General features: G+C 69.6%; 22 protein-coding genes. 13 read left to right on the top strand and 9 right to left on the bottom strand.

The genetic code is table 11. The annotated features are described in order from the left end of the window. Positions 1-97 precede the first annotated feature (97 nt). Genes ACO2SS_RS05695 through ACO2SS_RS05685 form a run of 3 tightly spaced genes read left to right on the top strand, consistent with a single transcriptional unit; the run spans position 98 to position 3889 of the window. Positions 98-595 (top strand): (2Fe-2S)-binding protein, encoded by a 498-nt coding sequence (locus ACO2SS_RS05695; protein ID WP_423276623.1) that lies wholly within the window; start codon positions 98-100, stop codon positions 593-595. Continuing rightward, complete coding sequence (locus ACO2SS_RS05690; protein WP_423276622.1) at positions 592-1644, top strand: FAD binding domain-containing protein; 1053 nt, start codon at positions 592-594, stop codon at positions 1642-1644. The genes ACO2SS_RS05695 and ACO2SS_RS05690 overlap by 4 nt, the downstream gene beginning before the upstream one ends. Further along, positions 1637-3889: a xanthine dehydrogenase family protein molybdopterin-binding subunit gene (locus ACO2SS_RS05685; RefSeq protein ID WP_423276621.1), complete on the top strand. Its 2253-nt coding sequence runs from the start codon at positions 1637-1639 to the stop codon at positions 3887-3889. Before ACO2SS_RS05690 ends, ACO2SS_RS05685 begins: the two co-directional genes overlap by 8 nt. On the opposite strand, the gene ACO2SS_RS05680 is transcribed toward ACO2SS_RS05685, so the two are convergent. Genes ACO2SS_RS05680 through ACO2SS_RS05665 form a run of 4 tightly spaced genes read right to left on the bottom strand, consistent with a single transcriptional unit; the run spans position 3867 to position 6908 of the window. Continuing rightward, positions 3867-4679, bottom strand: a complete 813-nt coding sequence (locus ACO2SS_RS05680; protein WP_423276620.1) for a molybdate ABC transporter substrate-binding protein — start codon at positions 4677-4679, stop codon at positions 3867-3869. The two genes, ACO2SS_RS05685 and ACO2SS_RS05680, sit on opposite strands and share 23 nt — an antisense overlap. Further along, the gene (locus ACO2SS_RS05675; RefSeq protein ID WP_423276619.1) at positions 4676-5512 is read right to left on the bottom strand and encodes an extracellular solute-binding protein; all 837 of its coding nucleotides are present in this window, start codon (positions 5510-5512) and stop codon (positions 4676-4678) included. Before ACO2SS_RS05675 ends, ACO2SS_RS05680 begins: the two co-directional genes overlap by 4 nt. Next, the gene (locus tag ACO2SS_RS05670; protein WP_423276618.1) at positions 5488-6216 is read right to left on the bottom strand and encodes a phosphate ABC transporter ATP-binding protein; all 729 of its coding nucleotides are present in this window, start codon (positions 6214-6216) and stop codon (positions 5488-5490) included. The genes ACO2SS_RS05675 and ACO2SS_RS05670 overlap by 25 nt, the downstream gene beginning before the upstream one ends. After that, positions 6213-6908 carry an ABC transporter permease gene (locus ACO2SS_RS05665; protein ID WP_423276617.1) on the bottom strand — a complete coding sequence of 232 codons (696 nt, stop codon included), beginning with the start codon at positions 6906-6908 and terminating at the stop codon, positions 6213-6215. The genes ACO2SS_RS05670 and ACO2SS_RS05665 overlap by 4 nt, the downstream gene beginning before the upstream one ends. 52 nt (positions 6909-6960) lie before the next feature. Here ACO2SS_RS05665 and ACO2SS_RS05660 point away from each other — a divergent pair, with 52 nt between their 5' ends. Further along, entirely contained in the window at positions 6961-8040 is a 1080-nt protein-coding gene (locus ACO2SS_RS05660) for a substrate-binding domain-containing protein (protein WP_423276616.1), read from the top strand. A gap of 3 nt (positions 8041-8043) precedes the next feature. On the opposite strand, the gene ACO2SS_RS05655 is transcribed toward ACO2SS_RS05660, so the two are convergent. Together ACO2SS_RS05655 and ACO2SS_RS05650 are read right to left on the bottom strand one after the other, a co-directional pair. Next, the gene (locus ACO2SS_RS05655) at positions 8044-9258 is read right to left on the bottom strand and encodes an ABC transporter substrate-binding protein (protein WP_423276615.1); all 1215 of its coding nucleotides are present in this window, start codon (positions 9256-9258) and stop codon (positions 8044-8046) included. A 174-nt stretch (positions 9259-9432) separates the two neighbouring features. After that, a complete protein-coding gene (locus tag ACO2SS_RS05650; protein ID WP_423276614.1) occupies positions 9433-10119 on the bottom strand; it encodes a GntR family transcriptional regulator in 687 nt (228 codons plus the stop codon). Between the two features lie 133 nt (positions 10120-10252). Between ACO2SS_RS05650 and ACO2SS_RS05645 the strand changes: the two genes are divergently transcribed. From ACO2SS_RS05645 to ACO2SS_RS05620, 6 genes are all read left to right on the top strand, one after another. Continuing rightward, the gene (locus tag ACO2SS_RS05645) at positions 10253-11245 is read left to right on the top strand and encodes a TRAP transporter substrate-binding protein (protein ID WP_423276613.1); all 993 of its coding nucleotides are present in this window, start codon (positions 10253-10255) and stop codon (positions 11243-11245) included. Positions 11246-11411: 166 nt separating this feature from the next. Then, a complete protein-coding gene (locus ACO2SS_RS05640; RefSeq protein ID WP_423276612.1) occupies positions 11412-11930 on the top strand; it encodes a TRAP transporter small permease in 519 nt (172 codons plus the stop codon). Between the two features lie 12 nt (positions 11931-11942). Then, the gene (locus tag ACO2SS_RS05635) at positions 11943-13223 is read left to right on the top strand and encodes a TRAP transporter large permease (RefSeq protein ID WP_423276611.1); all 1281 of its coding nucleotides are present in this window, start codon (positions 11943-11945) and stop codon (positions 13221-13223) included. A gap of 11 nt (positions 13224-13234) precedes the next feature. Then, a complete protein-coding gene (kduI, locus tag ACO2SS_RS05630) occupies positions 13235-14071 on the top strand; it encodes a 5-dehydro-4-deoxy-D-glucuronate isomerase (RefSeq protein WP_423276610.1) in 837 nt (278 codons plus the stop codon). Continuing rightward, a complete protein-coding gene (gene kduD / locus ACO2SS_RS05625) occupies positions 14068-14823 on the top strand; it encodes a 2-dehydro-3-deoxy-D-gluconate 5-dehydrogenase KduD (RefSeq protein WP_423276609.1) in 756 nt (251 codons plus the stop codon). The genes kduI and kduD overlap by 4 nt, the downstream gene beginning before the upstream one ends. Positions 14824-14832: 9 nt before the next feature. After that, on the top strand, positions 14833-15174 hold the full coding sequence (locus ACO2SS_RS05620) for a cupin domain-containing protein (RefSeq protein WP_423276608.1): 342 nt from the start codon (positions 14833-14835) through the stop codon (positions 15172-15174). A gap of 550 nt (positions 15175-15724) precedes the next feature. Here the strand turns inward: ACO2SS_RS05620 and ACO2SS_RS05615 are convergent. Next, a complete protein-coding gene (locus ACO2SS_RS05615; protein ID WP_423276607.1) occupies positions 15725-16726 on the bottom strand; it encodes a GntR family transcriptional regulator in 1002 nt (333 codons plus the stop codon). A 233-nt stretch (positions 16727-16959) separates the two neighbouring features. Here ACO2SS_RS05615 and ACO2SS_RS05610 point away from each other — a divergent pair, with 233 nt between their 5' ends. From ACO2SS_RS05610 to ACO2SS_RS05600, 3 genes are all read left to right on the top strand, one after another. Next, positions 16960-19311, top strand: a complete 2352-nt coding sequence (locus ACO2SS_RS05610) for a penicillin acylase family protein (protein ID WP_423276606.1) — start codon at positions 16960-16962, stop codon at positions 19309-19311. Between the two features lie 101 nt (positions 19312-19412). Continuing rightward, positions 19413-20216 (top strand): enoyl-CoA hydratase/isomerase family protein, encoded by an 804-nt coding sequence (locus ACO2SS_RS05605; protein ID WP_423276605.1) that lies wholly within the window; start codon positions 19413-19415, stop codon positions 20214-20216. 29 nt (positions 20217-20245) lie between these two features. Continuing rightward, positions 20246-21469 carry a CaiB/BaiF CoA transferase family protein gene (locus ACO2SS_RS05600; protein WP_423276604.1) on the top strand — a complete coding sequence of 408 codons (1224 nt, stop codon included), beginning with the start codon at positions 20246-20248 and terminating at the stop codon, positions 21467-21469. Here the strand turns inward: ACO2SS_RS05600 and ltnD are convergent. Then, positions 21429-22367, bottom strand: coding sequence for an L-threonate dehydrogenase (gene ltnD, locus ACO2SS_RS05595; RefSeq protein ID WP_423276603.1), 939 nt, complete (start codon positions 22365-22367; stop codon positions 21429-21431). The two genes, ACO2SS_RS05600 and ltnD, sit on opposite strands and share 41 nt — an antisense overlap. Beyond that, positions 22364-23623, bottom strand: coding sequence for a 3-oxo-tetronate kinase (otnK, locus tag ACO2SS_RS05590; RefSeq protein WP_423276602.1), 1260 nt, complete (start codon positions 23621-23623; stop codon positions 22364-22366). Before otnK ends, ltnD begins: the two co-directional genes overlap by 4 nt. Positions 23624-23750: the final 127 nt, after the last annotated feature.

Raw genomic sequence — 23750 nt, 5'->3', positions numbered from 1 at the left:
GGAGCGGCACTCCCGCCCCCTTACGCGCCGATCCGCACAGGACCGGCCCGTCGCCGCATCTTCTACCTCATAGCAACAGCTCTCAACGGAGCGCGAGATGACCTTACGGATCACGCTCACAGTCAATGGTGCGCAAAGATCGGTCGAGTTGGACGATCCCCGCGTCACGCTTCTCGATCTCTTACGCGAACGCCTGGACCTGACCGGCACCAAGAAGGGATGTGACCGGGGACAATGCGGCGCCTGCACCATTCTGGTCGATGGACGGCGCATCAATTCCTGCCTCGCCTTGGCGGCAAGCTATGACGGCGCCGAGATCATGACCATCGAGGGCCTCGCGCAAGGGGGAGAGCTCCACCCGGTCCAGGCAGCTTTCATCGCGCATGACGGGTTCCAGTGCGGCTTCTGCACGCCAGGCCAGATCATGAGCGCCGTCGGGCTGATCAGCGAAGGCCAGGCCGGCAGCGATCCCGAGCGGGTGCGGGAGGGCATGAGCGGCAACCTGTGCCGCTGCGCCGCCTATGCGGGCATCACGGAAGCCGTCCTCGACGCCCAGGGCGTCATGACGGCCGGCGAGGAAAGGCGTGCGGCATGAACGGGTTCGACTATCTTAGGCCCGCGACCGTCGCGGAAGCCGTCGAGGCAGGTTCGGAGCCCGGCTCGGCCTATCTGGCCGCCGGCACGAATCTCCTGGATCTCATGAAGGGCGGGATCGCCCGTCCGACCCGGCTCGTCGACGTGAACCGGCTGCCGGGGCTCGACGCCATCGAGTTCCTGCCCGACGGGGCCGTCCGGATCGGAGCCCTCGTGCGCAACGCCGACCTCGCTCACGACGCCCGCTTCGCCCGGAGCTTTCCGGCAGTCGCGGAGGCGCTGCTGTCGGGCGCGTCGGCACAGCTTCGCAACGCCGCCACGGTCGGGGGCAACCTCCTGCAGCGGACGCGCTGTGCCTACTTCTATGACCCGGCCAGCGCCTGCAACAAGCGCCAGCCGGGCTCCGGCTGCGACGCGCTCGAGGGCGAGAACAGGCTTCACGCCGTGCTGGGCTGGAGCGGAAGCTGCATCGCCACGAACCCGTCGGACTTCTGCGTGCCTCTGGTCGCCCTCGGCGCCTCCGTCGAGATCGAGGGCCGCGGCGGCCGCCGCGAACTGCCGCTGGAGAGCTTCCACCGCCTTCCGGGCGATGCTCCGCATCTCGAGAGCCTGCTCGAGCCGGGCGAGCTCATCACGGCCGTGCGCCTGCCGGCCGAGGCGGCCGGGTTCGCGTCGCATTCGCGCTACCTCAAGGTCCGGGAGCGAACCTCCTATGCCTTCGCGGTCGTCTCGGCCGCCGCCGCCCTCACGGTCGAGGCAGGCGCGATCCGCTCGGCCCGCCTGGCGCTCGGCGGCGTCGCCCTGAAGCCGTGGCGCGCAAGAGAAGCGGAGGCCCTGCTGACAGGTGCCGAGCCGGGACGGGAGGCGTTCGGCCGTGCCGCCGCCGCTGCGCTCGCCGAGGCACGCCCCTCCGGCGACAACGCGTTCAAGATCGAGCTCGCCCGCCGCATCGTGGTGCGCGCCCTGACGCTCGCGGCAGCCGGTACGCCGGACCGCATCCCCGCCCTTCCCGCCTCGCCCTTCGCATCCGGAGTTCGTCTCGATGGCTGAGCTCGTACTCACCCAGGCGCCGGCGCATGTCCGGCACGGCTCCAATATCGGGCAGCCGCTGACCCGCCGCGACGGCATCCTCAAGGTCACGGGCGGAGCGCGCTACGCGGCCGACAACCACCCGGCCGGCATGGCCTACGCCGTGATGGCCGTGAGCAGCATCGCCAGGGGCCGGCTCGTGTCGCTCGATGTCGAAGCGGCGAAAACGCAGCCCGGCGTGATCGCCGTGATGACGCCCTGGAACGCCCCGCGGCTCGCCGCCGATCCCGACGGGAAGGACATCCCCTTCTCGTTCAAGCTCGACGTGCTGCAGAGCGACGTCGTCCGCTATCCGAACCAGCCGATCGCGGTGGTCATCGCGGAGACCCTCGAGGCGGCCACGGAGGCGGCCGAGTTGCTCTCGCCCCGCTACGAAGCCGAGCCGGCCCGGGTCGGCCTCGATGCGGACGAGGCCTTCGTGCCGCCCATCGTGGGTCCCGGAAAGCCCGCGACGGTCCAGCATGGCGACCTGGAGGCGGGCCTCGCTTCCTCGTCGCGCCGGATCGAGGCCACCTACGAGACGCCGGCGCAGTACCACAATGCGATGGAAACGCACGCCGTCGTGGCCCGCTGGGAGGGCGACACGCTCTCCCTCGACCTGCCGAGCCAGGCGCTTGCGCTGACGCAGTTGCGCCTGGCGCAGCTCTTCGGGATCCCGCCGGAGAACATCCACATCCGCAGCCCGTTCCTGGGCGGGGGCTTCGGCTCGAAGGCCGGTGTCTCCGGCCCGCAGGTGCTCGGCATCATGGCGGCCCGGCTAGTGGGCCGGCCCGTGAAGCTGGCGCTGCGGCGCGAGCAGATGTTCGGCCCGGTCGGGCATCGCGCGCCCACGCGCCAGACGCTCCGGCTCGGAGCCGACGAGAACGGCACGCTCACAGCCATCCAGCACCACACGAGGACCACCTCGAGCTCGTTCGACGACTTCTTCGAGCCCGCCTCCGATGCCTCGCACACGCTCTATGCGAGCCCGGCCATCGCGACCTCCCACGACGTCGTGCGCATCGACACGGGCACGCCGCTCTTCATGCGCGCGCCCGGCGAGGCGACGGGCTCGATCGCCCTCGAAAGCGCCATCGACGAGATGGCCGAGGCCTGCGGCATGGATCCGCTCGCGTTCCGGCTGAAGAACTATGCGGAGGCGGAGCCCATCTCCGGGCGGCCCTTTTCGTCCAAGGCCCTCCGCGAATGCTACGAACAGGGGGCCGAGCGGTTCGGCTGGTCGCGGCGGCCGCTCGCGCCGCGGCAGATGCGCGACGAGGCGGGCCTCCTGGTGGGCTGGGGCGTGGGAACCGCAACCTTCCCGGCCCTGATGTTCCAGGCGCAGGCGCGGGCGGCGATCCGGGCCGACGGCACGGGCCTGATGGAGACGGGCGCGCACGACATGGGCCAGGGCGCCTGGACGGCACTGGCCCAGATCGCGGCAGACGGCCTCGGGCTCGACATCGATCAGGTCGAGTTCCGGGCAGGTACGTCAGATCTTCCGGACGCCGGCATCGCGGGCGGCTCCGGCCACACGGCGACCGCCGGCATGGCGCTGCACTCGGCGGGCGCGGACGTCATCGCGAAGCTCGCCCAGCTCGCGACCTCCGACGAGCGCTCGCCGCTCTTCGGCGGCGGCAATGCCGGCGTGATCGCCCGGGCGGGACGTCTTCACCGTCGGGACGACGAATCCCGCAGCGAGAGCTATGCCGACATCCTCGCGCGCGCCGGGCTTGCCGAGATCGAAGGCCGGGGCAGCGCTTCGGCCGATCCCTCGTCGCAGGAGAGCTACGCGATGCACGCGCATGGCGCGGTCTTCGCGGAGGTGAAGGTCGATCCCGAGCTTGGCCAGATCCGGGCCTCCCGCATCGTCGGGGCATTTGCGGCTGGCCGGATCATCAATCCGCGCCTCGCCCGCAGCCAGCTCTATGGCGGGATGATCTGGGGCCTCTCCTTCGCGCTGCACGAGCACGCGGTGACGGACCGGCGCTCGGGCCGGATCATGAACGCCAATCTCGGCGAGTACCACGTGCCCGTGAATGCCGATGTGCCACCCATCGAGGCGATCCTGGTGCACGAGGACGACCCGCATGTGAACGCGCTCGGCATCAAGGGCGTCGGCGAGATCGGCATCACCGGGTCGGCCGGCGCGGTGGCGAATGCCGTGTGGCACGCGACCGGCGTGCGGGTCCGGGACTTCCCGATCACCCTCGACCGGCTGCTCTGAGAGGCGCCGTGAAGCCGTGGCGGGCCAGGATCGCCTGGCCCTCCCCCGACAGGACGAAGAGGGCGAAACGGTAGGCCGGCTCGCTCGCGCCGGCCATCACGGCAAGGCCGTAATCGGCTCCGACCGCCAGGGGCTCCGGCAATGCCGCGACGGCAGCGCCGGGGACCTCCCGCGCGGCAGCCTGCGCATTCGTGCAGTAGGTCAAGAACAGGTCGGCATCGCCGCGCGCGACGATCTCGCCATAGAGGCTGCGGCCCGGCGACGGCTTCGGGCTGTTCGGTCCGCCGGTGAGCTGGAGCGCCTTGGCCTTCATGACGCTTCGGCTGCCGGGCCGGAGGGCCTCCATCTTGCCGAAAACCTCGAAGGCGTAATCCCCGGAGGGATCGGCCTTCGGGGTCGATGTGCCGACCTTCACGGCCGGATCCAGCAGCCGCTCGACGAGGCTTTCGGTCGAGACCTGCAGGCCCGGCCGCACGAGGGCGCAGAGGCGATTGCTGGCGAAGAGGACCGTCGGTCCGGCCTTGCCCGCGCGTGTGAGGGACGCCGGGTGCTCCATGTTGGCGGAGGCGAAGACCTCCGCCCGTTCGCCCCCCGCGATCGCATCGCGCAGCAAGCCCGATGGTCCGAACTTCGCCTCCACGGCGATCCCGCCGGGGGCCGCTTCGAACGCGCGCGCGACCTCCGTCAGGGCGTCGCGCAGGCTGCCGGCGGCGTGGAGCCGGACGGGCTCGGCGACCGCGCCCTTCGCCATGGCGAGTACCGCCAGCGCCGCAAGCGCCGCCTTGATCACGACCGGGCCGAGCCGGTCGCGTTCGGGAAGAAGAGCTGCTCGCCCTCGATCTTGTAGTCGCCGATCGCGCGCTGCCCCTCGGGCGAGACGAGCCAGTCGATGAAGGCCTGGCCTTCGGCCGTCTTCACATGCGGGTGCTTCGCCGGATTGACCAGCATCACGCCGTATTGGTTGAAGAGCCGCTGGTCGCCCTCCACCAGAACGGCGAGATCGCCCCTGTTCTTGAAGGACAGCCAGGTCCCGCGATCCGCCAGGACATAGGCGTTTTGGGCCGATCCCGCGTTCAGGGCCGGGCCCATGCCTTGGCCGATCTCCTTGTACCAATCGCCCTTCGTGGCCGCGAGATCGACGCCGGCATCCTTCCAGTAGCGGAGCTCGGCCGCATGGGTGCCGGAGCGGTCGCCCCGCGAGATGAAGGGCGCCTTGGCGGCTGCGATCTTGCGCAGGCCCTCCAGGACGTCCTTTCCGGCCGCCTTCGCGGGATCCGATTTCGGGCCGACGATGATGAAGTCGTTGTACATCACCTCCTGACGCTTCACGCCGAAGCCCTCGGCGACGAACTTCTCTTCGGCGGCCTTGTCGTGAACGAAGACGACGTCGGCGTCCCCGCGCCGGCCGACATCGAGCGCCTGCCCGGTCCCGAGCGCCACGACCTTCACGTCGATCCCCGTCTTCTGCGTGAAGCGCGGCAGGAGATGCTTGAAGAGCCCTGACTGCTCCGTCGAGGTGGTCGAGGCGACCGTGATCGAGCGCTGCGGCGCCTGGGCGAGGGCCGGCGTCGCCGCAGCGGCGAGAAGCGCGAGCCCGATCAGGCTGCGGCGAAGGCGATCCATGGCAATTCTCCCTTGATGTAGGCCCGAGCCTCGGGCGTTCTCGGCGCTTGAAGGACGGCCTGGGCGGGCCCGTGCTCGACCGCGCGCCCGGCATCCAGGACCAGGATGTCGTCTGCGAGCCGCGCGACCTGGCCCAGGTTGTGCGAGACGAGGATCACCTTCGTGCCCGCCCGGGCAGCCTGATGGACCAGGCCTTCGATCGCCTCCGTGGCGCCGGGATCGAGATTCGCGGTCGGCTCGTCCAGCAGCAGCAGTTCCGGATCGCCGACGAGCGCGCGGGCGAAGGCGAGGCGCTGCTGCTCCCCGCCCGAGAGCTTGCGGGCCGGATCGCGCGCCCTGCCCCCGAGGCCGACGCGCGCCAGAACGGCCGCGACACGCTCGCGCACGACGCTCCGCCCCAACCCCAGCGGCTGCAGGGCGAGAGCGACATTGGCCTCGACGCTGTCCCGCACAAGGGCCGGCCGCTGGAAGACGAAGCCGCGCCGCACGCGCTCCGCATCCCTCCCGCCGAAGCTGATCGCGCCTGCGCTCGGCTCCAGCAGGCCGTCGATGAGGCGCAGCGTGACGCTCTTGCCGGCGCCGTTCGGCCCCATGATGGCCGTCACGCCCCGAGAGGTGATGGTCGCCGTCAGTCCGTCCACGACGTTGCGTCCGGACGCCCGGAACACGAGGCGGCGCAGCTCGATGGGCAACACCGCGCTCATCCGTAGGCCCGCATGGCGAAGCCCCGCACCGCCGAGGCGAGTGCGTTCACGGCGAGCACGATCCCGATCAGGACGATGCCCAGCGCAAGCGCGAGCGGAAGATCCCCCTTCTGGGTCTCGAGCGAGATCGCGGTCGTCATGGTCCGGGTGGAGCCCGCGATGTTGCCGCCGACGACCAGCACGGCACCGACCTCCGAGATCGCTCGCCCGAAGGCCGCCAGCACGGCGACGACAAGGGAGAAGCGGACGTCGAGCAGCAGCGTCCTGGCGCGCTGCCAGAGGTTCAGGCGCATGGACCGCAGCTGCTCCCCGAGATCGCGGTCGGCATCCTCGACAAGCTGGCGCGTCAGCGCAGCGATCAGGGGCGTCACGAGGACGGTCTGGGCGACGATCATGGCACCCGGGGTGAAGAGCAGCCCCATGGGCCCGAACGGACCGGACCGGGACAGGAGCAGGTAGACGAGCAGGCCGACGACCACGGCCGGCAGCCCCATCATGGCATTGAGGAAGGCGACGACGGCGCCGCGGCCCGGGAAGCGGGCGAGCGCCACCAGCGCGCCTGCCGGCAGGCCGATGATGCATCCGAGCGCCACGGCCGAGAGGCTGACACGCAGCGACAGCAGCGCGATCGCTCCGACCTCCCGGTCGAGCGAGCCGATCAGCGCGACCGCCTCTCCGAGCGTTGCCAGCATGGCGCGATATGAGGAGGTGGCCCTTTAAACTTCAATATGAAACATTGTTCATATGAAGGTACGGCTCGGAATCGGCGGAAGCATCGTGGCCGAGCGAGGACAGCTCGAGATCGGACCGACCCTCGACCTGCTCGACGGTATCGCCGAGGAGCGGACCGTGCGGGGTGCCGCCATCCGGCTTGCGCTCTCCTACCGCTCGACCTGGGGCAAGGTCAGCGAACTCGAGCGGGCCACCGGCAAATCCGTGGTCGTGAAGACCAAAGGTCACGGCACGGTGCTCACGCCGTTCGGCGAGAGCCTCCGCCAGGAACTGCGCTCCACGTTCGAGCGCCTGGAGGCGGCGCTTGCGCGGGAGCAGCGGGACCTCGCGGCGAGGCTCGAGCGCCTCGACCGGCAGATCGCCCCCCGCCTCCAGGTCGCGGCGAGCCACGATCCGCTCCTCGTCCAGGCTCTCGGGGCTGTCTCGGGAATCGAGCTCAGGGTGACGGGAAGCAGCGAGGCGCTGCGGCTTCTCCGGGCGGGCGAGGCGGACATGGCGGGCTGCCATTTCGGCGCCGCGCAAGGGCGGCCCGGATCGTCCCTGGCAGCATCGGCGATGGCGGGGCTCGTCGGCTATCCGGTCTTCAACCGGGACCAGGGATTCATCCTCCCGCGCGGGAACCCGCTCGGCATCCGGTCGGTGCAGGACATCGCCCGGCTGAAGGCGCGGTTCGTGAACCGCCAGAAGGGCTCGGGGACGCGCGCCTGGTTCGATCGCCTGCTCGGACGGGCCGGGATCGGGCCGGACGAGATTGCCGGCTACTCGGTCGAGGAGTTCACGCACCAGGCCGTCGCCGCGACGGTCGCGGCGGGCGGCGCGGATGTCGGACTGGGCGTCAGGGTCGTCGCCGACGTGCTCGGCCTCACCTTCGTGCCGGTCGGCGAGGAGACCTATTATCTCGCCGCCAGGGACGACCGCGTCGCCGACGGCGTGGAGGCGATCGCGGCACAGATTGCGGCCCTGATCGGCTCGTATCCCGGTTACCGCCTGCCGGGCCCGGCCCGCGCCGGGCGAACATCCAGAGGGAAGACTGCCGCCGTTCCATCCGGCCGGGGCGAGAGCCGCCGGCTCGATGCCGGCGGCGGCGACTGAGCCCTACTTCACGAGCGGGCAGCCGCCCTCGCCAAGAGGCCGGAACGCCTGCTCGACCGGGATCGTCTCCATCAGTTCGTAGATGTCGTCCTTGCTCTTGGACTGGTCCGGGCTCTTCACCTTGAACACGTACATGTCGTGGGTCGCGCGGCCGTCAGGACGGACGACCACCTTGCCCCAGAGATCGTCGTTGATGTCCATCTTGCGCATGGCTTCCACGACCTTGTCGCCCTCAATCGCGTTCGCGGCCTTGGCGGCGCGAAGATAGGCCAGGGTCGCAGAATAGGCCGCGGCGTGGTTCACGGTCGGCATGCGGCCGCCCATCCGCTCTGCGAACCGCTTCGACCAGGCGCGGGTCTTGTCGTTCAGGTCCCAGTAGAAAGCTTCGGTCACGATCATGCCCTTCGCCTGATCGAGCCCGATCGACTGCACGTCGATGATCTGCAGGAAGAGGGCCGCGAGTTGCATCCCCTTCTGGATGACGCCGAACTCGTTCATCTGCTTGATGGCGTTGATGGCGTCGACGCCCGTATCGCCGAGCGCGATCACGTCCGCGCCAGAGGCTTGCGCCTGCAGGATGTAGGACGAGAAGTCGGTCGTGCCGAGTGGGTGCTTGACGCTTCCGACGATCGTCCCGCCGGCCTTCTTCACGGCTTCCGACGTGTCGCGCTCGAGCGCCTGGCCGAGGGCATAGTCGAAGGCGATGAAGAACCATTTCTTGCCACCCGCCTTGGTGACGGCGCGGCCGCTCGCATTCCCGAGCGCCCAGGTGTCGTGCGCCCATTGCACGGTGGTATTCTTGCAGAACTTGCCCGTCATGTCGGACGTCGCGGTCGCGGACGCCATCGTGGTGCGGTTCTTCTCGTTCAGCAGCGTCGAGATCGCGAGGCCGACGGCCGAGTTCGGCAGGTCGACCACGGCGGTCACGCCCTCCTGGTCGATCCATTTGCGAGCGATGCCAGAGCCGATATCCGGCTTGTTCTGGTGATCGGCCCCGACGATCTCGACCTTGAGGTCGCCGGCCTCCTTCTGGAAATCCTCCGCCGCCATCTTGGCGGCCGTGAGCGAGCCCTCCCCGGCCTGGCTGGCGAAGGGGCCGGACATGTCGGTGAGGACGCCGACCTTGAGGAGCTTGTTGGGGATCTCCGCCAGGGCGCCCCCGCTGCCGAGCGCGAGCATGGTCGCACCCAGGACCATCGATCGAAGCTTCGAGCCCATCCGTTTCCCCTCTGTCCTTATGCGCATCATTGTCGATGCGGGTGTCGCGTCGTGCAACGGGCCGAACTCGCTGCCGGCCGCAGTGCCGCATCGGATTTTCGGCTTAGATCGTCTGGCGGCCGGCCGGCCATGTCCCGCCCTTAGCGGCCCGGCGCGCCGGCGTGAAGAAGCCCGTCAGGGCGCCTCGAACAGATCCGGGTGTTCCGCCTCGACGCGCGGCATGGCCCGGAGAATCTCCGTCAGATGATCCCGCATGGCCTCCGCCGCTGCGTCCGGGTCGCCGGCATCGATCGCCGCGATGATCGCCCGATGCTGCGCCACCAGCCCGAGCATCGTCGGTGCATCGAACAGGGTGAGCTGGCAGAGGCGGTCCATGTGGCTCTTGATGTCCCGCACGACATCCCAGGCGAGCGAGCAGCCGGCACCCTCGGCCAGAGCCACGTGGAAGTGCTCGTCGTAGCGCTGGAACGTGTCGTGGTCGCCGGCCGCCGCAAAGCGCTCCTGCAATTCGATCAGGCCGTCGATGCGCTCGCGCGCATGCCGGTCGAAAGCCTCGCAGGCCCGCCGCACCACCGCGGTCTCCACGGCCTCGCGCACGAAGCGCGCCTGCATGAGCCGGCCGACGGAGATCTTGGTCACCACCGTCCCGCGCTGCGGCAACACCTCGACGAGGCGCATGCGCGCCAGCCCGATCAGGGCCTCGCGCGCGGGCTGCCGCGAGACGCCGTGGCGCTCCGCGATCTCGGCCTCCGACAAGCGCGCGCCGGGACGCAGCTCGAGCCCGACGATCGCCCGCTTGAGCTCGGCCTCGAGACGCTGGGCGGCTGAGGCAGCCGATCCGTTGGAGCCGCTACCGGCCAACAAACTCTCCTTGACAGTTCTCGGCATCTGTCGACACTACCATACAAGTCCGCGGCGATAATGCCAGCCGGTCCCGGCCCAGCCGGAGAGACCAAGGCAGGACGGGCCCGAGTGGCCAGGGAGGAAACGCGAGATGAAGCGCAGGACGGTTCTCTCTTTGCTCGGCGCCGGGGCGTTCGGCGCAACCTCGATCGGTCATGCGAGGGCCCAGAGCAAGCTGGTTCTCAAGGCGAGCGACGTGCACCCGCTCGGGTATCCGACGGTCGAGGCCGTGGTCCGGATGGGCAAGAAGCTCGATCAGGCCACCAATGGCCGGCTCACCGTCCAGATGTTTCCCTCCATGCAGCTCGGAGGCGAGAAGGAGGCGCTGGAGCAGGCCCAGGTCGGCGCGCTCGCCCTCGCACGCGTCAGCGTCGGCGTGGTCGGCTCCATCGTGGACGACGTGAACGTCTTCAACCTCCCCTTCGTGTTCCGCGACGTCGCGCATATGCGCAAGGTCATCGACGGGGAGATCGGCAAGGAGCTGCTCGACAAGATCAGCAGCAATCCGCAGGCGCGCCTCATCGGCCTGTGCTGGATGGATGGCGGCTCGCGCAACGTCTACAACACCAAGCGGCCCGTCCGCACGGTCGAGGACCTGAAGGGCCTCAAGATCCGGATGATGGGCAACCCGCTCTTCGTCGACACCATGAATGCGCTCGGCGGCAACGGCGTCGCGATGGGCATGGACCAGGTCTACAGCGCCCTGCAGACCGGCGTCGTGGACGGCGCGGAGAACAATCCGCCGAGCTACGACAGCTTCGGCCACTACACGATCGCCAAGCATTACTCGATGACGGAGCACCTGATCATCCCGGAGATCCTGGTGTTCTCGAAGCGGACCTGGGACGGATTGTCGAAGGACGACCAGGAGCTTCTCCGCAAGGTCGCGGTCGAGGCGCAGCAAGAACAGCGCCAGCTCTGGGATGAGCGCGTCGCGGAATCGATGAAGAAGATCAAGGATTCCGGCATCGAGGTCGTGACCTTCCAGGACAAGAAGCCCTTCCAGGACGCCGTGAAGCCGGTCTGGGACAAGTACGGCGCCAAGCACGCGGCGCTCGTGCAGCGCATCCAGGCGGTCCAGTAGCGCTCTACGCCTTCATTCCGGGGCTGCGGCACCCGGAACCCACGACCGGGTGAGCGCGACGGGGTGCGCTCCCTCACGTTCCAGGGAGCCATGGTTTCCGGGTTTTCGCCTGCGGCGAACCCCGGAATGACCGCGCGAGGCGAAGCACCAGCATGAGGAGCTTCGGTTGAAGGCCAGCTATGTCCGGGCGATGGATGCGGTCCATCGCGCCTGCATCGTCGTATGCGGCGTCTGCCTCGCCGTGATCGCGATCATCATCCCCTGGGGCGTGTTCACGCGCTACGCCCTCAACAGCGCCGCCTCCTGGCCCGAGCCGCTCGCCGTCCTCCTGATGATCGTGCTGGCCTTCCTGTCGGCGGTCGTCTGCTACCGGGAATACCTGCATATCGGGGTCGGGATCGTGCCCGGCCTCCTGAAAGGCCCCGCCAAGACCGCGCTCGGCGTCCTCATCGAGCTCTGCATGGCGGCCACGAACGTCTTCATGCTCTGGTGGGGCATCTCCCTCGTCCAGACCACCTGGCACCAGACGATCGGCGAGTTCCCGTCCGTGACGGTCGGGATGTCCTACCTGCCGGTGCCGATCGCCGGCCTGCTCACGCTCCTCTTCGTCATCGAACGGCTCTGGACCGGGGCGCTGTTCCCGGTCGAGCCCGAGGACGCGACCGCCACCGTGTCGCTCGAATAGCCGGACGCACCCATGGACATCCTGGTTCTGATCGGCGGCTTCACGATCATCTGCCTCCTCGGCGTGCCGGTCGCCTACGCGCTCGGCCTCGCCTCGATCCTGGCCGCGCTCTGGATTGACCTGCCGCTCGAGGCGGTGATGCTCAAGACCTCGGACGGGATGGACAATTTCCCGCTCCTCGCCATCCCGTTCTTCGTGCTGGCCGGCGCCATCATGGCCGAGGGCGGCATGGCGGCCCGGCTCATCAACGTCGCCAAGATCTTCGTCGGCTTCATCCGGGGCGGACTCGCGCTGGTGAACATCCTCGCCTCGACCTTCTTCGGGGCGATCTCGGGCTCGTCCGTGGCGGATACCGCGTCCGTCGGCTCGGTGATGATCCCGGAGATGATCCGCAACGGCTATCCGCGGCTCTTCGCCGTGAACGTGACGATCTCCGGCTCGCTGCAGCCGCTGCTGCTGCCGCCCTCGCACAACATGGTGATCTATTCGCTCGCGGCCGGCGGCACGATCTCGATCGCGCACCTCTTCCTGGGCGGCATCGTCCCGGCCCTGATGCTCGGCGCCTCGCTGATGATCCTGTGCCTCCTGATCGCGCGGCGGGAGGGCTATCCACGCGGCGAGGTGATCCCCTTCCGCCAGGCGCTGAAGATCATCGTCGAGTCGATCTGGGGGATGATCACCGTCGTGATCATCATCGGCGGCATCCTCACGGGCGTGTTCACGCCGACCGAATCCGGCGCCGTCGCCTGCGTCTACGCGCTGCTCGTCACCCTCTTCATCTACCGCGACTACAAAATCAGCCAGGTGCCCCTGCTGCTCGCCCGCGTCGTGCGGACGGTCGGCATGGTGATGATCATGATCGGGTTCTCGGTCGCCTTCGGGTACATGATGGCGCTGCTGCAGGTGCCCGCGAAGGCGACCGACTTCTTCCTGCACATCTCAGAAAACAAGTATATGTTCCTCCTCTGGGTGAACATTCTGCTGCTTGTTCTCGGCACGTTCATGGACCTTGCGCCGATGCTGCTCATCTGCACGCCGCTGTTCACGCCCATGCTGAAGACTTTCGGGATCGACCCGGTCCATTTCGGGATCGTGATGATCCTCAATCTCGGGATCGGCCTCCTCACGCCGCCGGTCGGGCCCACCATGGTGGTCGGCTGCGCCATCGGGAAGGTCAGCATGGAGGCGGTCGCCCGCTCCATCATGATCTTCTACATCCCGATGATCATCGTGCTGCTGCTCGTGACCTACATCCCGGGCCTCGTGCTCTGGCTCCCCTCCATGTTCGGCTGAGGACGAGAGGCATGACGATCGATATCCGCCAGGCGAGCCATCCCGAAGCCGTCCGCCATTTCACGACGGCGGAGCTGCGGCGCCATTTCCTGGTCGAGCGGCTCTTCGCCCCCGGCGAGGTGAACCTGACCTACAGCCATATCGAGCGCTTCGTGATCGGGGGCGCGGTGCCGACGGGCTCGCCGCTGTCGCTGCCGGCGCCGAAACCGCTCGGCACGAACAGCTTCCTCGCCCGGCGGGAGCTCGGGATTTTCAATATCGGCGGGCCGGGGCTCGTCCGCGTGGGCGAGAAGGCCTTCGAGCTCGCCCATCGCGACGCCCTCTATGCCGGGATGGGGGCCGGCGAGGTGAGCTTCGAGAGCGCGGACATGCGGGAACCCGCCCGGTTCTACCTGCTCTCGACCCCGGCCCACGCAGCCTACGACACGGTGCAGGTCCGGCTCGCTGAAGCGAAGAGCATGACCCTGGGCGACCAGGCGACCGCCAACCGGCGCACGATCTTCCAGATGCTGCATCCGGATGTCTGCAGGACGTGCCAGCTCGTCATGGGCATGACGAAGCTCGACGAAGGCTCGATCTGGAACACGATGCCGGCCCACGTCCATGACCGGCGATCGGAAGTCTATCTCTACTTCGACCTGAAGGATGACGCCCGCGTCTTCCACATGATGGGCGAGCCCGAAGAGACCAGGCACCTCGTGGTGGCCGACGGGCAGGCGATCATCTCGCCCAACTGGTCGATCCATTCGGGCGTCGGCACGCGCGCCTACACGTTCATCTGGGGCATGGGCGGCGACAACATCGACTATACGGACATGGACCCGGTCACGATGGACATGCTCCGGTGAGCCGGTTCGACCTCACGGGCAGGAGCGCGATCGTCACCGGCGCCAATACCGGGATCGGGCAGGCCATTGCGGTCGCGCTCGCGGAGGCCGGCGCGAACATCCTGGCGGTCGGGCGCTCGCCCATGGATGAGACGGAGGCGCAGTGCCGGCCGCACGGAAAGGGCTTCCTCGCAATCCATGCGGACCTCGCCACGCTGGAGCCGATCGAGCGCATCATGGGATCGGCCGAGGAGCGCTTCGGCCGCGTCGACATCCTGGTGAACAATGCCGGCATCATCCGGCGCGCGGACGCGCTTGATCTCACGGAAGCCGACTGGGACGCCGTGATGGACGTGAACGTCAAATCCGCGTTCTTCCTGGCCCAGGCGGTCGGGCGGCGCATGATCGCGGACGGGGGCGGCGGCAAGATCGTCAACGTGGCCTCGCTTCTCTCCGTCCAGGGCGGGATACGGGTCGCCTCCTACACGGCGGCGAAGAGCGGCCTCGCCGGCCTGACGCGCCTCCTCGCCAACGAATGGGCGCCCAAGGGCATCAACGTGAATGCCATCGCGCCGGGCTATGTCGCCTCGAACAACACGGCGGCATTGATGGCAGACCCCAAGCGCTCTGCCGACATCCTCGCCCGCATCCCGGCCGGGCGCTGGGGCGAGCCCCGCGACATCGGCGGCGCGGCAGTGTTTCTCGCATCCCCGGCCGCGGATTTCGTCCATGGGATCCTGCTGCCGGTCGATGGCGGCTGGCTGGCGCGCTGAGGATTCGCGATGACGTTGAGAAAAGGCGAGTGCTTCGTCCGTGACGCGGAGGCCGAGTGGCAGCCCGCGGGCGAGGGCGTGGTCCGCAAGATCCTCACCTATTCGGACGGGATCATGATGGTGCGGGTGCGGTTCGAGAGCGGCGCGACCGGGCCGGCGCATAGCCACCCGCATGCGCAATGCACGCTGATCGAGAGCGGCGTCTTCGACATCACGATCGCCGGCCGTACGGAGCGCCTCCGGGCCGGCGACAGCTTCCTCGTCCCGCCGAACGCCATCCATGATGCGAAATCGGTCGAGGGCGGAATGCTGCTCGACGTCTTCACGCCGATGCGCGAGGACTTCGTCTGAGCAGACAACCCGCTCCGCTCACACCGGCGAAAGCCGGTGTCCAGGCGAGGGGTGGATCCCGGCTTTCGCCGGGATGGGCGGGTCACGCTCTCTCGTGCGGGAGCGGGTCGGACGGCGCAGCCCACGCCGAGACTTCCCCTCGGGGATCCCGAGAGGGTGGTGCGGGAGGTCGGGCGGCACCGCTCCGACGGGCGGATCGGATGCCGGAAGGGAGTGTCGGAACCCGCGGGCGCTCTCGCCCGGACCTCCCGCACACGGTGTTTGAGGCTTGCTTCGGCGAACCCCCGGGAGGGTGACCTTTCTATCCTCCCGCTGCGTCCTCCTGGACCCGCGAGGGTCCCGGGACAGTGACCGGCAGGCTCAGCCAGCCGGGATTGCCGACTTGGGCCGCCCGGGGTGCCGGTGCGTGACGCCGACCTCCCCGGACCACCGTTCCCGACCCGCATGAGCCACGCTGCGCACACGCCCCTCTGTGGGCCAGGACAGGCAACGATATAGGATAATATTCTGCAACTGTCAAGTGGTCCCGGCCCGACGACCGCGCCCGGCCCTACTGGATGACGAACAGGTAGGACAGCGGCTCCGGCTGCACCTCGGCGGCGATCACCTCGATCCGCGCAAGAGCCCGGTCGAGCGATACCTGCAGATGCCAGCGCAACCGCTCGGCCGCGACGGCGATCCGGCCTGATTCCAGCGCCTGCAGCACCTCCAGGTGCTCCGGCAGGAACGGCTCGGAGACGTAGAGGGCCGGCATCCAGCGATACAGGAACCGGTGCGCGACGAGGAGCGACTGGTAGGAGTGGAGCGCCTCCATCAGGGTTTGCTGGCCGCAATAGCCGAGGAGGCCGACGTGAAGGTCGTTCTCGAGCCCGTCGAGATCGGCGCCCGTCAGTTCCGCCCGTTCCATCGCGCCGGTCAGCGACGCCAGCGCCTCACGGATCCGCTCGCCGGGGATGAACGGCGCCGCCTTCTCCAGCGCCAGCGGCTCCAGCGTCCAGCGCATCTCGTAGAGCTCGGCGACGTGGTCCCGCGTCAGGGCCGGAGCATACCAGTGCGAGCGCTCGTCCTTGCGGATCAGCCCGCGCTGGTTCAGCCGCGCGATGACGTCCCGGGCGATCGTCCGGCTCACGCCGTAATGCTTGGCGATCTCGGTCTCGACGACGCGCCAGTTCCCGTAGGCGGTCCGCGAGACGATGCTCGATTCGATATCGGCATAGATCCGCTCCCAGCCGGCGGCAGGGGAAAGCTGGATGGGGCCCGGCGCCTCGGGCACGGCCTCGCCGGAGCCGCCCAGGTCCGTCACGAGATAGCCGCGCGCGTTGTCCCGCGAGAGCAAGCCCGCCCGCTCCAGCGCCACGAGCGCCTGTCGCGCGGGGGCGCGGCTGATGCCGAACTCTGCCGCGACCCGGGATTCGAGCAGGCGCGTACCGCCCGCGATCGCCCCTGCCCTGATCCGCCATTCGAGGATCTCGGCAGCCTGGTCATGGAGCCGCCCGGTTCCACCCGTCCGGGCGGAGGTGGTGTCGGCGCCGTCCGATGCGATCTGGGGCATTAGCTCAAATCTAGCCTAAGTCTAACGGACCTGCCCAGCGCTGTATTTGTCAACCTACCAACATGTCACATGAACAATCTTCACTAACCTGATCATGATAAATCGCTGGGCGGTGTATACCTGGGACACCCCGCAGGTCCGCTCCGGCCAAGGTCATATGATTGCCCCGCTTGCGCCGCGTGCTCCGATGGCAGAAGCAGCGCAGGTCGTCACGGAACGATCGAGGAGCTGGCTTGAGCCCCACCGCATCCTACCGAGCAGCCGGCCTGCGCGAGCCCGCCGAGATCATCGTCGATCGCTGGGGCGTGCCGCATATCCGTGCCGCCTCGCGGCGCGACCTCTTCTTCGCGCAGGGCTTCAACGCGGCGCGCGACCGCCTCTGGCAGATCGACCTGTGGCGCAAGCGCGGCCTCGGCCTGCTGGCGGCGGATTTCGGGCCCGGCTACCTGGAACAGGACCGCGCGGCGCGCCTGTTCCTCTACCGGGGCGACATGGCGGCCGAATGGGCCGCCTATGGCGTGCCGGACCTGCGCGAGGTCACGCAGGCCTTCGTGGACGGGATCAACGCCTTCGTGGCGCTCGCGGAGGGCGATTCCGCTCTGATGCCGCCGGAATTCGCCGCGATGGGCACCCGCCCCGCCCGCTGGGCGGCCGATGACGTGGTGCGAATCCGCTCGCACGCGCTCGTGGCGAACGTGCTGTCCGAGGCCCTGCGCGCGCAGGTCATGGCGCGTGCCGATCTCGAGACCGACCTCGCCCGCCGCTCGATCGATCCGCCGCACGACGTGCAGGTGCCGGAGGGCCTCGACCCGGCCGACGTCACGGCCGAGGTGCTGGATGACTTCAAGCTCGCCACCGCGCCCGTGACCTTCTCGCCCGAGCGGCTGCGCGCGACGCTGGCGGAGGCGCCACGCTGGCGCAAGGTCGACGAACTCGGCACCGTCACGCTCGATCCCTCCGCGCCGGAGGACGGCTCCAACAACTGGGCCGTCGCAGGATCGCGCACGGCGACAGGCCGCCCCATCCTCGGCAGCGACCCGCACCGGACCTACGCGCTGCCGTCCCTGCGCTACGTCGTCCACCTGACCGCACCGGGCATGGACCTCATCGGCACGGGCGAGCCCGTGCTGCCCGGCATCTCCTTCGGGCATAACGGCCATTCCGCCTTCGCGATGACCATCTTCCCGGCCGACCAGGAGGACCTGGTCGTCTACGAAACCGACCCGGCCGATCCGGAGCGCTACCGCTACGGCGAGGATTGGGAGCGGATGCGGACGATCACGGAGACGATCCCCGTGAAGGGCGCGCCCGACCAGGAGGTGCGGCTCGCTTTCACGCGCCACGGCCCGGTGGTGCACGAGGCGCCATCACGGCATCGCGCCTTCGCGGTCCGGACCGTCTGGCTGGAGCCCGGCAGCGCCGCCTACCTGGCGAGCGTCGGCTCCATGGAGGCCCGCAGCCCCGAGGCCTTCGAGAGCGCGATCCGGCGCTGGAGCGTGCCGCCTGCGAACCAGGTCTATGCCGACGTCTCCGGCAATATCGGCTGGTACGCCTCCGCGAAGGTGCCGCGGCGCCCGGCCCATGACGGGCTGCTCCCGGTGCCGGGGGACGGCCGCTTCGAGTGGAGCGGCTTCCACGATCCGTCCGAGCTGCCGCGCATCGTGAACCCCGCCTCCGGCTTCGTGGCGACCGCGAACGAGATGAACCTTCCCGAGGGTTTCCCGGCCGAAGAGGTGAAGCTCGGCTACGAGTGGTTCGAATATTCGCGCGCGCACCGGATCAGGCAGGTGCTTGGGGCGGACGAGGCGCACACGGTGGACGCCTCCATGCGCCTCCAGACCGACGACCTGTCGCTGCCGGCCCTGCGCGTCCTGCGCCTGCTCGGGGACGTGCCGCGCGGCGGCGGCGCGGCGGCCGGGCTCGAACTGCTCGCCGGCTGGGACGGGCACCTGCACGAGGGCAGCGCCGCTGCGGCGTTGTTCGAGGTCTGGTGGACGAAGCACCTGAAGCCCGCCCTGCTCGCCCGCGCGGCTCCGGATGCGGGAACGCGCGCGCTGCTGCCGCCGGGCGATCACGAGACGCTGCTCGCAGCCCTGGAGCGGCCCGGCTCGCGGCCCTGGGTGCGCGACGAGGCGGACCGGGCATCGCTCCTCGCCGAGACGCTCGCGGCGGCCTGCGCGGCCTGCACGAAGCGCCTCGGCGCAGAGCCGGCGGCGTGGCGCTGGGGCGACCTGCATCACGGCTATTTCGAGCACCCGCTCAGCGCGGGCGTCCCGGGCGCCACCGAATGGCGCGATGTCGGGCCGCTGCCGAAGGGTGGCTCGGGCTCGACCGTGATGAACACGCGCTATCGCGCGACCGATTTCCGGGCGATCGCGGGCGCATCGTTCCGCATGGTGCTGGACGTGGGCGACTGGGACCGCAGCCGCTTCATCAACACGCCCGGCCAGTCCGGCGACCCGCGCTCGCCGCATTACGACGACCTCGCGCCGCTCTGGGCCGAGCGCCGCTACCTGCCGCTCGTCTATTCCCGCGAGGCGGTGGACCAGGCGGCGGAGCTGCGCATCGCGCTCATGCCCGATTGAGCTTCCGAGGATTGCCCTCTCCGGCGCGGGCCTGCAGGATCGCGCCGAACCACGATCAACCCGACCCCTGCGGCCGTCCGGCCCGCCAGCACGAGACCACGATGTCAGCAGCTCTCTCAGTCAGCCCGGACCAGGATCTCCTGTTCGAGATGAAGGACGGCATCGCCAAGGTGACGTTCAACCGGCCTCAGGCCCGCAACGCGCTGACCTTCGCCATGTACGAGCGCCTCGCGGAGATTTGCGGCGAGCTGAACGACGACCCGTCCGCGCGGGCGCTGATCATCACGGGCGCCGGCGGCAAGGCCTTCGCGTCCGGCACGGACATCAACCAGTTCCGCGCCTTCAAGACGCCTGAGGACGCGCTCGAATACGAGTCGCGGATCGACCGCATCCTGTCCGCCATCGAGGCCTGCCAGGTGCCGACGATCGCGGCGATCCCGGGCTTCTGCACGGGCGGCGGCGCCGGCATCGCGGCCTGCTGCGACATCCGCATCGCGACGGCCGACGGCAAGTTCGGGTTCCCCATCGCCCGCACGCTCGGCAATTGCCTCGCCATGTCGAATATCGGCCGCCTGATCGGCCTGATCGGCCCGGCCCGCGTGAAGGAGATCATCTTCACGGCCCGGCTCGTCGGCGCCGAGGAGGCGCAGGCGATCGGGCTGTTCTCCGAGATCCTGCCCGACGCCGACGCCCTCGCGGCGCGGGCCGAGGAACTCGCCCGCACGATCGCGGGCCACGCCCCGCTCACGCTCCGCTCCACCAAGGAGGCCGTGCGCCGGCTCGGCAAGCACGGCTCCCGCGAGGAGGGCGAGGACCTGATCCTCATGTGCTACATGAGCCAGGATTTCCGGGAGGGCATGGACGCCTTCCTCAACAAGCGCCCGCCCGTCTGGAAGGGCGAGTAACGCGGCACGGGTCAGGGACGAGAACGAGAATGGGCCCGCTTGCCGGCTTGAAAGTGGTCGACCTCACGCACGTGATGGCAGGGCCGACCTGCACCATGATGCTGGCCGACATGGGTGCGGACGTCATCAAGGTCGAGAAGAGCCCGACCGGCGACGACACGCGCCTCTCCGTGCCGCCGAAGGTCGGCGACCAGGCGGCCTCCTTCATGATGATGAACCGCAACAAGCGGGGCATCGTGCTGGACCTGAAGAAGCCGGGCGGCGCGGAGGTGCTGCGCCGCCTCGTCCGCAGCGCGGACGTGCTGGTGGAGAATTTCGGGCCGGACGTGATGGAGCGCCTGGGCTTCGGCTACGAGGCCATGAAGGCCGAGAACCCGGCCCTCATCTATTGCTCGCTCTCGGGCTTCGGCCGCACCGGTCCCTATCGCCACCGCCGCGGCTTCGACCTCGTCGCGCAGGCGATGAGCGGCATCATGACCTTCACGGGCGACGGCCCGGACAGCCCGCCCGCGAAATGCGGCCCGCCGCTCTCCGACATCACGGCGGGCATCCTGGCCGCCCTCGGAATTTCCGCCGCCTACGCGCATCGCCTCAAGACGGGCGAGGGCCAATGGGTCGAGACCTCGCTGTTCGAGGCCGCCCTCGTCCAGACCTACTGGCAATCCGCGATTGCGCTCGCGACCGGCGAGGCGCCGCGCGCCATGGGCTCGGCGCACCCCCTGAACGCGCCCTACCAGGCCTTCCAGGCCTCCGACGGCTGGATCGTGGTCGGCGGCGCGAACCAGAAGAACTTCGTCCGCACCCTGGAGGCGCTCGGCGCGCCCGAACTCGCGACCGATCCGCGCTTCGCCACCAACGCGGCCCGGATGGCGAACCTCGCCGTGCTGGAAGAGGAGCTGTCGTCCCGGTTCCGCACGGCGCCTGCCGCGCATTGGCTCGAACTGCTGGAAGGCGCGGGGGTGCCCTGCGGGCCCGTCAACGACATGCTCCAGGCGCTCAACGATCCCCAGACGATCGCGCGCGAGATGGTGGTGGAGGTGCAGCACCCGACCGCCGGTCCCGTGAAGGCGCTCGGCCTGCCGATCAAGTTCTCCTCGACGCCGGGCGGCGTCAGGAAGGCGGCGCCGCTCCTCGGCGAGGACACGCGCGCCGTGCTGAGCCAGTACGGCTTCTCCGATGCGGAGATCGCGGCCTTCGAGGCCGAGGGCGCGGTCACGAGCTCCGGGGCGGCCCCGGCAGCTTCGTCCCGCTGACCTGCGCATAGAGCCGGGCGACGGAGGAGTCGTCGTCCCGGCCCATGCCGGAGGCGGCCGTCATCAGGAACATCTGCAGCGCGGCCGCCGCCATCGGGACCGGGAACTTCGCCCCGTGCGCCATGTCGTGCACGATGCCGAGGTCCTTCACGAAGATCTCGACGGAGCTGAGCGGCGTGTAGTCGCCCGCGAGGACATGCGGGATGCGGTTCTCGAACATCCAGGACGTGCCCGCCGAGGCGGAAATCACCTCGTAGACGCGCGCGATGTCGAGCCCCTGCTTGGCCGCGAAGGCGATCGCCTCGCAGGCGGCCGCGATATGCACGCCGGCCAGGAGCTGGTTGACCATCTTGAAGGCGGCGCCCTGGCCCGGCGCCGAGCCGAGCTCGTAGATCTTCGCGGCCATCGCGTTCAGGGCCGGGCGGGCGGCCGTGAAGGCCGCCTGGCTGCCCGAGGCCAGGAAGGTGAGCGCGCCCTCTGCAGCCCGCTTCGCGCCGCCGCTCATCGGGGCGTCGAGATAAAGGCAGCCGGCCGCCTCGACGCGCGCGGCGAGCCCGCGCACCACCTCCGGATCCATGGTGGCGCAGGAGATCACGACCGCGCCAGGCTTCATGGCGGCGACCGCGCCCTCGGAGCCGAACAGCACCGCTTCCGTCTGGGCCGCGTTCACGACCACGCAGACGACCACGTCGGCCCCCTCCGCGGCCGCGGCAGGCGTCGCCGCGCCCGAGCCGCCGGCCTTCGCGAAGGCCTCCAGGTTCGCCGGGACGACGTCGCAGCCATGGACCTCGAAGCCCGCCCGCAGCAGCGACTGCGCCATCCCGAGCCCCATCGAGCCGAGCCCGATCACGGCCGCGCGGGCCGGAGCCCCGCCGCCCATCCCAACGCCGTCTGTCATCCGAGACGCTCCCAGGCCTTCAGGAAGAAATCGTCCGTGCCGAAATTGCCGGATTTCAGCGCCAGCGCGAGGGGCCGGCGTCCGGCCCCCTCCAGGGTGGCGGTCCAGGGCACGCCCGGATCGATCTCCGGGCCGATCTGGAGCCCGGAGACGCCGAGCGCCCGCACGACGGCGCCCGAGGTCTCGCCGCCGGCGACGATGAGCTGGCCGAACCCGTTCCCGACGAGCCCCTGCGCGATGCGGGCGAGCGCGGCCTCGATCATCTCGCCCGCCCCGGACACCCCGTAGGCCGCCTGGGCGGCCCGGACTTCCTCCGGATCCGCCGTGGCATAGACGAGGATCGGGCCCTCTTGCTCCGCCGCCCAGGCCAGCACCCGGCCGGGGATGTCCTCACCGGATGCGAGGTCCGCCGCCTCGATCCGGAAGCTCGGATGCCGCTCCCGCATGAGGGCGACCTGCCGGCGGGTGGCGGCCGAGCAGCTCCCGGCGATGACGGCCCGCCGCCCGCCCGTGGCGGGCAGCGCATCCGCGGCCGCTCCGGCCGCCACGCCCGAGACATTCGGGCCTAGGCCGAGCGCGAGGCCCGAACCCGCCGTGACCAGGGGAAGGTCGGCGCAGGCCGCGCCGAGCGCCAGGAGATCGGCATCGTCCAGGGCGTCCAGGACCGCGTAGGACACGCCTTCCGACCGGAGCCTGCCGAACCTCTCCCGGATCGCGCCGGGACCGCGCCGGACGACCTCGTACGGCACGAGGCCGACCCGGCGAGGGGTCTGCGCCTGCATCACCCTGACGAGGCTCGCATCCGTCATCGGGGTGAGCGGATGGTCCCGCATCCCGCTCTCGTTCAGGGGCACCTCGCCGACGAAGAGGTATCCCTTGTAGATGGTCCGCGCGTTCGCCGGGAAAGCCGGGCAGACCACGGTGAAGTCGCTGCCGAGGGCATCGAGCAGCGCGTCCGCGACCGGCCCGATATTGCCGGCGGGCGTCGAATCGAAGGTCGAGCAGTATTTGAAGTAGATCTGCCGGGCGCCGGCCTGCCTCAGCCAGGCGAGCGCATCGAGGGAGTCCCGCACCGCCTCGGCGACGGGGCTCGTGCGCGACTTGAGCGCGATCACCACCGCGTCGACCTCGGCCGGAAGATCGCGATCCGGCACCCCGATCAGCTGGACGGTGCGGAGGCCCGCTCTGACGAGCATGCCGGCGAGATCGGTCGCTCCGGTGAAATCGTCCGCGATGCAGCCGAGCGCGACTGACATATCAGCTAGCTCCCCTGCCCGGCGCGCGCGATGGTGGCTTCAGCCTGCACGCAATCCTCCCTGCCCGGTCTCTCGCCGGGTCGTGGCCGTTGTAGCACGAGAGCGCGAGCGGAACATGCGCGCCGCG

This window comes from Enterovirga sp. CN4-39, assembly GCF_049446235.1.
In the GTDB taxonomy this organism is placed as follows: Bacteria; Pseudomonadota; Alphaproteobacteria; order Rhizobiales; family Beijerinckiaceae; genus Enterovirga.
This window is presented reverse-complemented; position numbering and strand designations above follow the sequence as displayed.

What these genes read in the sequence shown, in the direction of transcription:
- ACO2SS_RS05675 (WP_423276619.1), bottom strand. Translation starts at nt 5,512, where the DNA reads ATGGATCGCCTTCGCCGCAGCCTGATCGGGCTCGCGCTTCTCGCCGCT.
- kduI (WP_423276610.1), top strand. Translation starts at nt 13,235, where the DNA reads ATGACGATCGATATCCGCCAGGCGAGCCATCCCGAAGCCGTCCGCCAT.
- otnK (WP_423276602.1), bottom strand. Translation starts at nt 23,623, where the DNA reads ATGTCAGTCGCGCTCGGCTGCATCGCGGACGATTTCACCGGAGCGACC.
- ACO2SS_RS05665 (WP_423276617.1), bottom strand. Translation starts at nt 6,908, where the DNA reads ATGCTGGCAACGCTCGGAGAGGCGGTCGCGCTGATCGGCTCGCTCGAC.
- ACO2SS_RS05605 (WP_423276605.1), top strand. Translation starts at nt 19,413, where the DNA reads ATGTCAGCAGCTCTCTCAGTCAGCCCGGACCAGGATCTCCTGTTCGAG.
- ACO2SS_RS05660 (WP_423276616.1), top strand. Translation starts at nt 6,961, where the DNA reads ATGAAGGTACGGCTCGGAATCGGCGGAAGCATCGTGGCCGAGCGAGGA.
- ACO2SS_RS05670 (WP_423276618.1), bottom strand. Translation starts at nt 6,216, where the DNA reads ATGAGCGCGGTGTTGCCCATCGAGCTGCGCCGCCTCGTGTTCCGGGCG.
- ACO2SS_RS05615 (WP_423276607.1), bottom strand. Translation starts at nt 16,726, where the DNA reads ATGCCCCAGATCGCATCGGACGGCGCCGACACCACCTCCGCCCGGACG.
- ltnD (WP_423276603.1), bottom strand. Translation starts at nt 22,367, where the DNA reads ATGACAGACGGCGTTGGGATGGGCGGCGGGGCTCCGGCCCGCGCGGCC.
- ACO2SS_RS05645 (WP_423276613.1), top strand. Translation starts at nt 10,253, where the DNA reads ATGAAGCGCAGGACGGTTCTCTCTTTGCTCGGCGCCGGGGCGTTCGGC.
- ACO2SS_RS05620 (WP_423276608.1), top strand. Translation starts at nt 14,833, where the DNA reads ATGACGTTGAGAAAAGGCGAGTGCTTCGTCCGTGACGCGGAGGCCGAG.
- ACO2SS_RS05655 (WP_423276615.1), bottom strand. Translation starts at nt 9,258, where the DNA reads ATGGGCTCGAAGCTTCGATCGATGGTCCTGGGTGCGACCATGCTCGCG.
- ACO2SS_RS05690 (WP_423276622.1), top strand. Translation starts at nt 592, where the DNA reads ATGAACGGGTTCGACTATCTTAGGCCCGCGACCGTCGCGGAAGCCGTC.
- ACO2SS_RS05695 (WP_423276623.1), top strand. Translation starts at nt 98, where the DNA reads ATGACCTTACGGATCACGCTCACAGTCAATGGTGCGCAAAGATCGGTC.
- ACO2SS_RS05685 (WP_423276621.1), top strand. Translation starts at nt 1,637, where the DNA reads ATGGCTGAGCTCGTACTCACCCAGGCGCCGGCGCATGTCCGGCACGGC.
- ACO2SS_RS05600 (WP_423276604.1), top strand. Translation starts at nt 20,246, where the DNA reads ATGGGCCCGCTTGCCGGCTTGAAAGTGGTCGACCTCACGCACGTGATG.
- ACO2SS_RS05635 (WP_423276611.1), top strand. Translation starts at nt 11,943, where the DNA reads ATGGACATCCTGGTTCTGATCGGCGGCTTCACGATCATCTGCCTCCTC.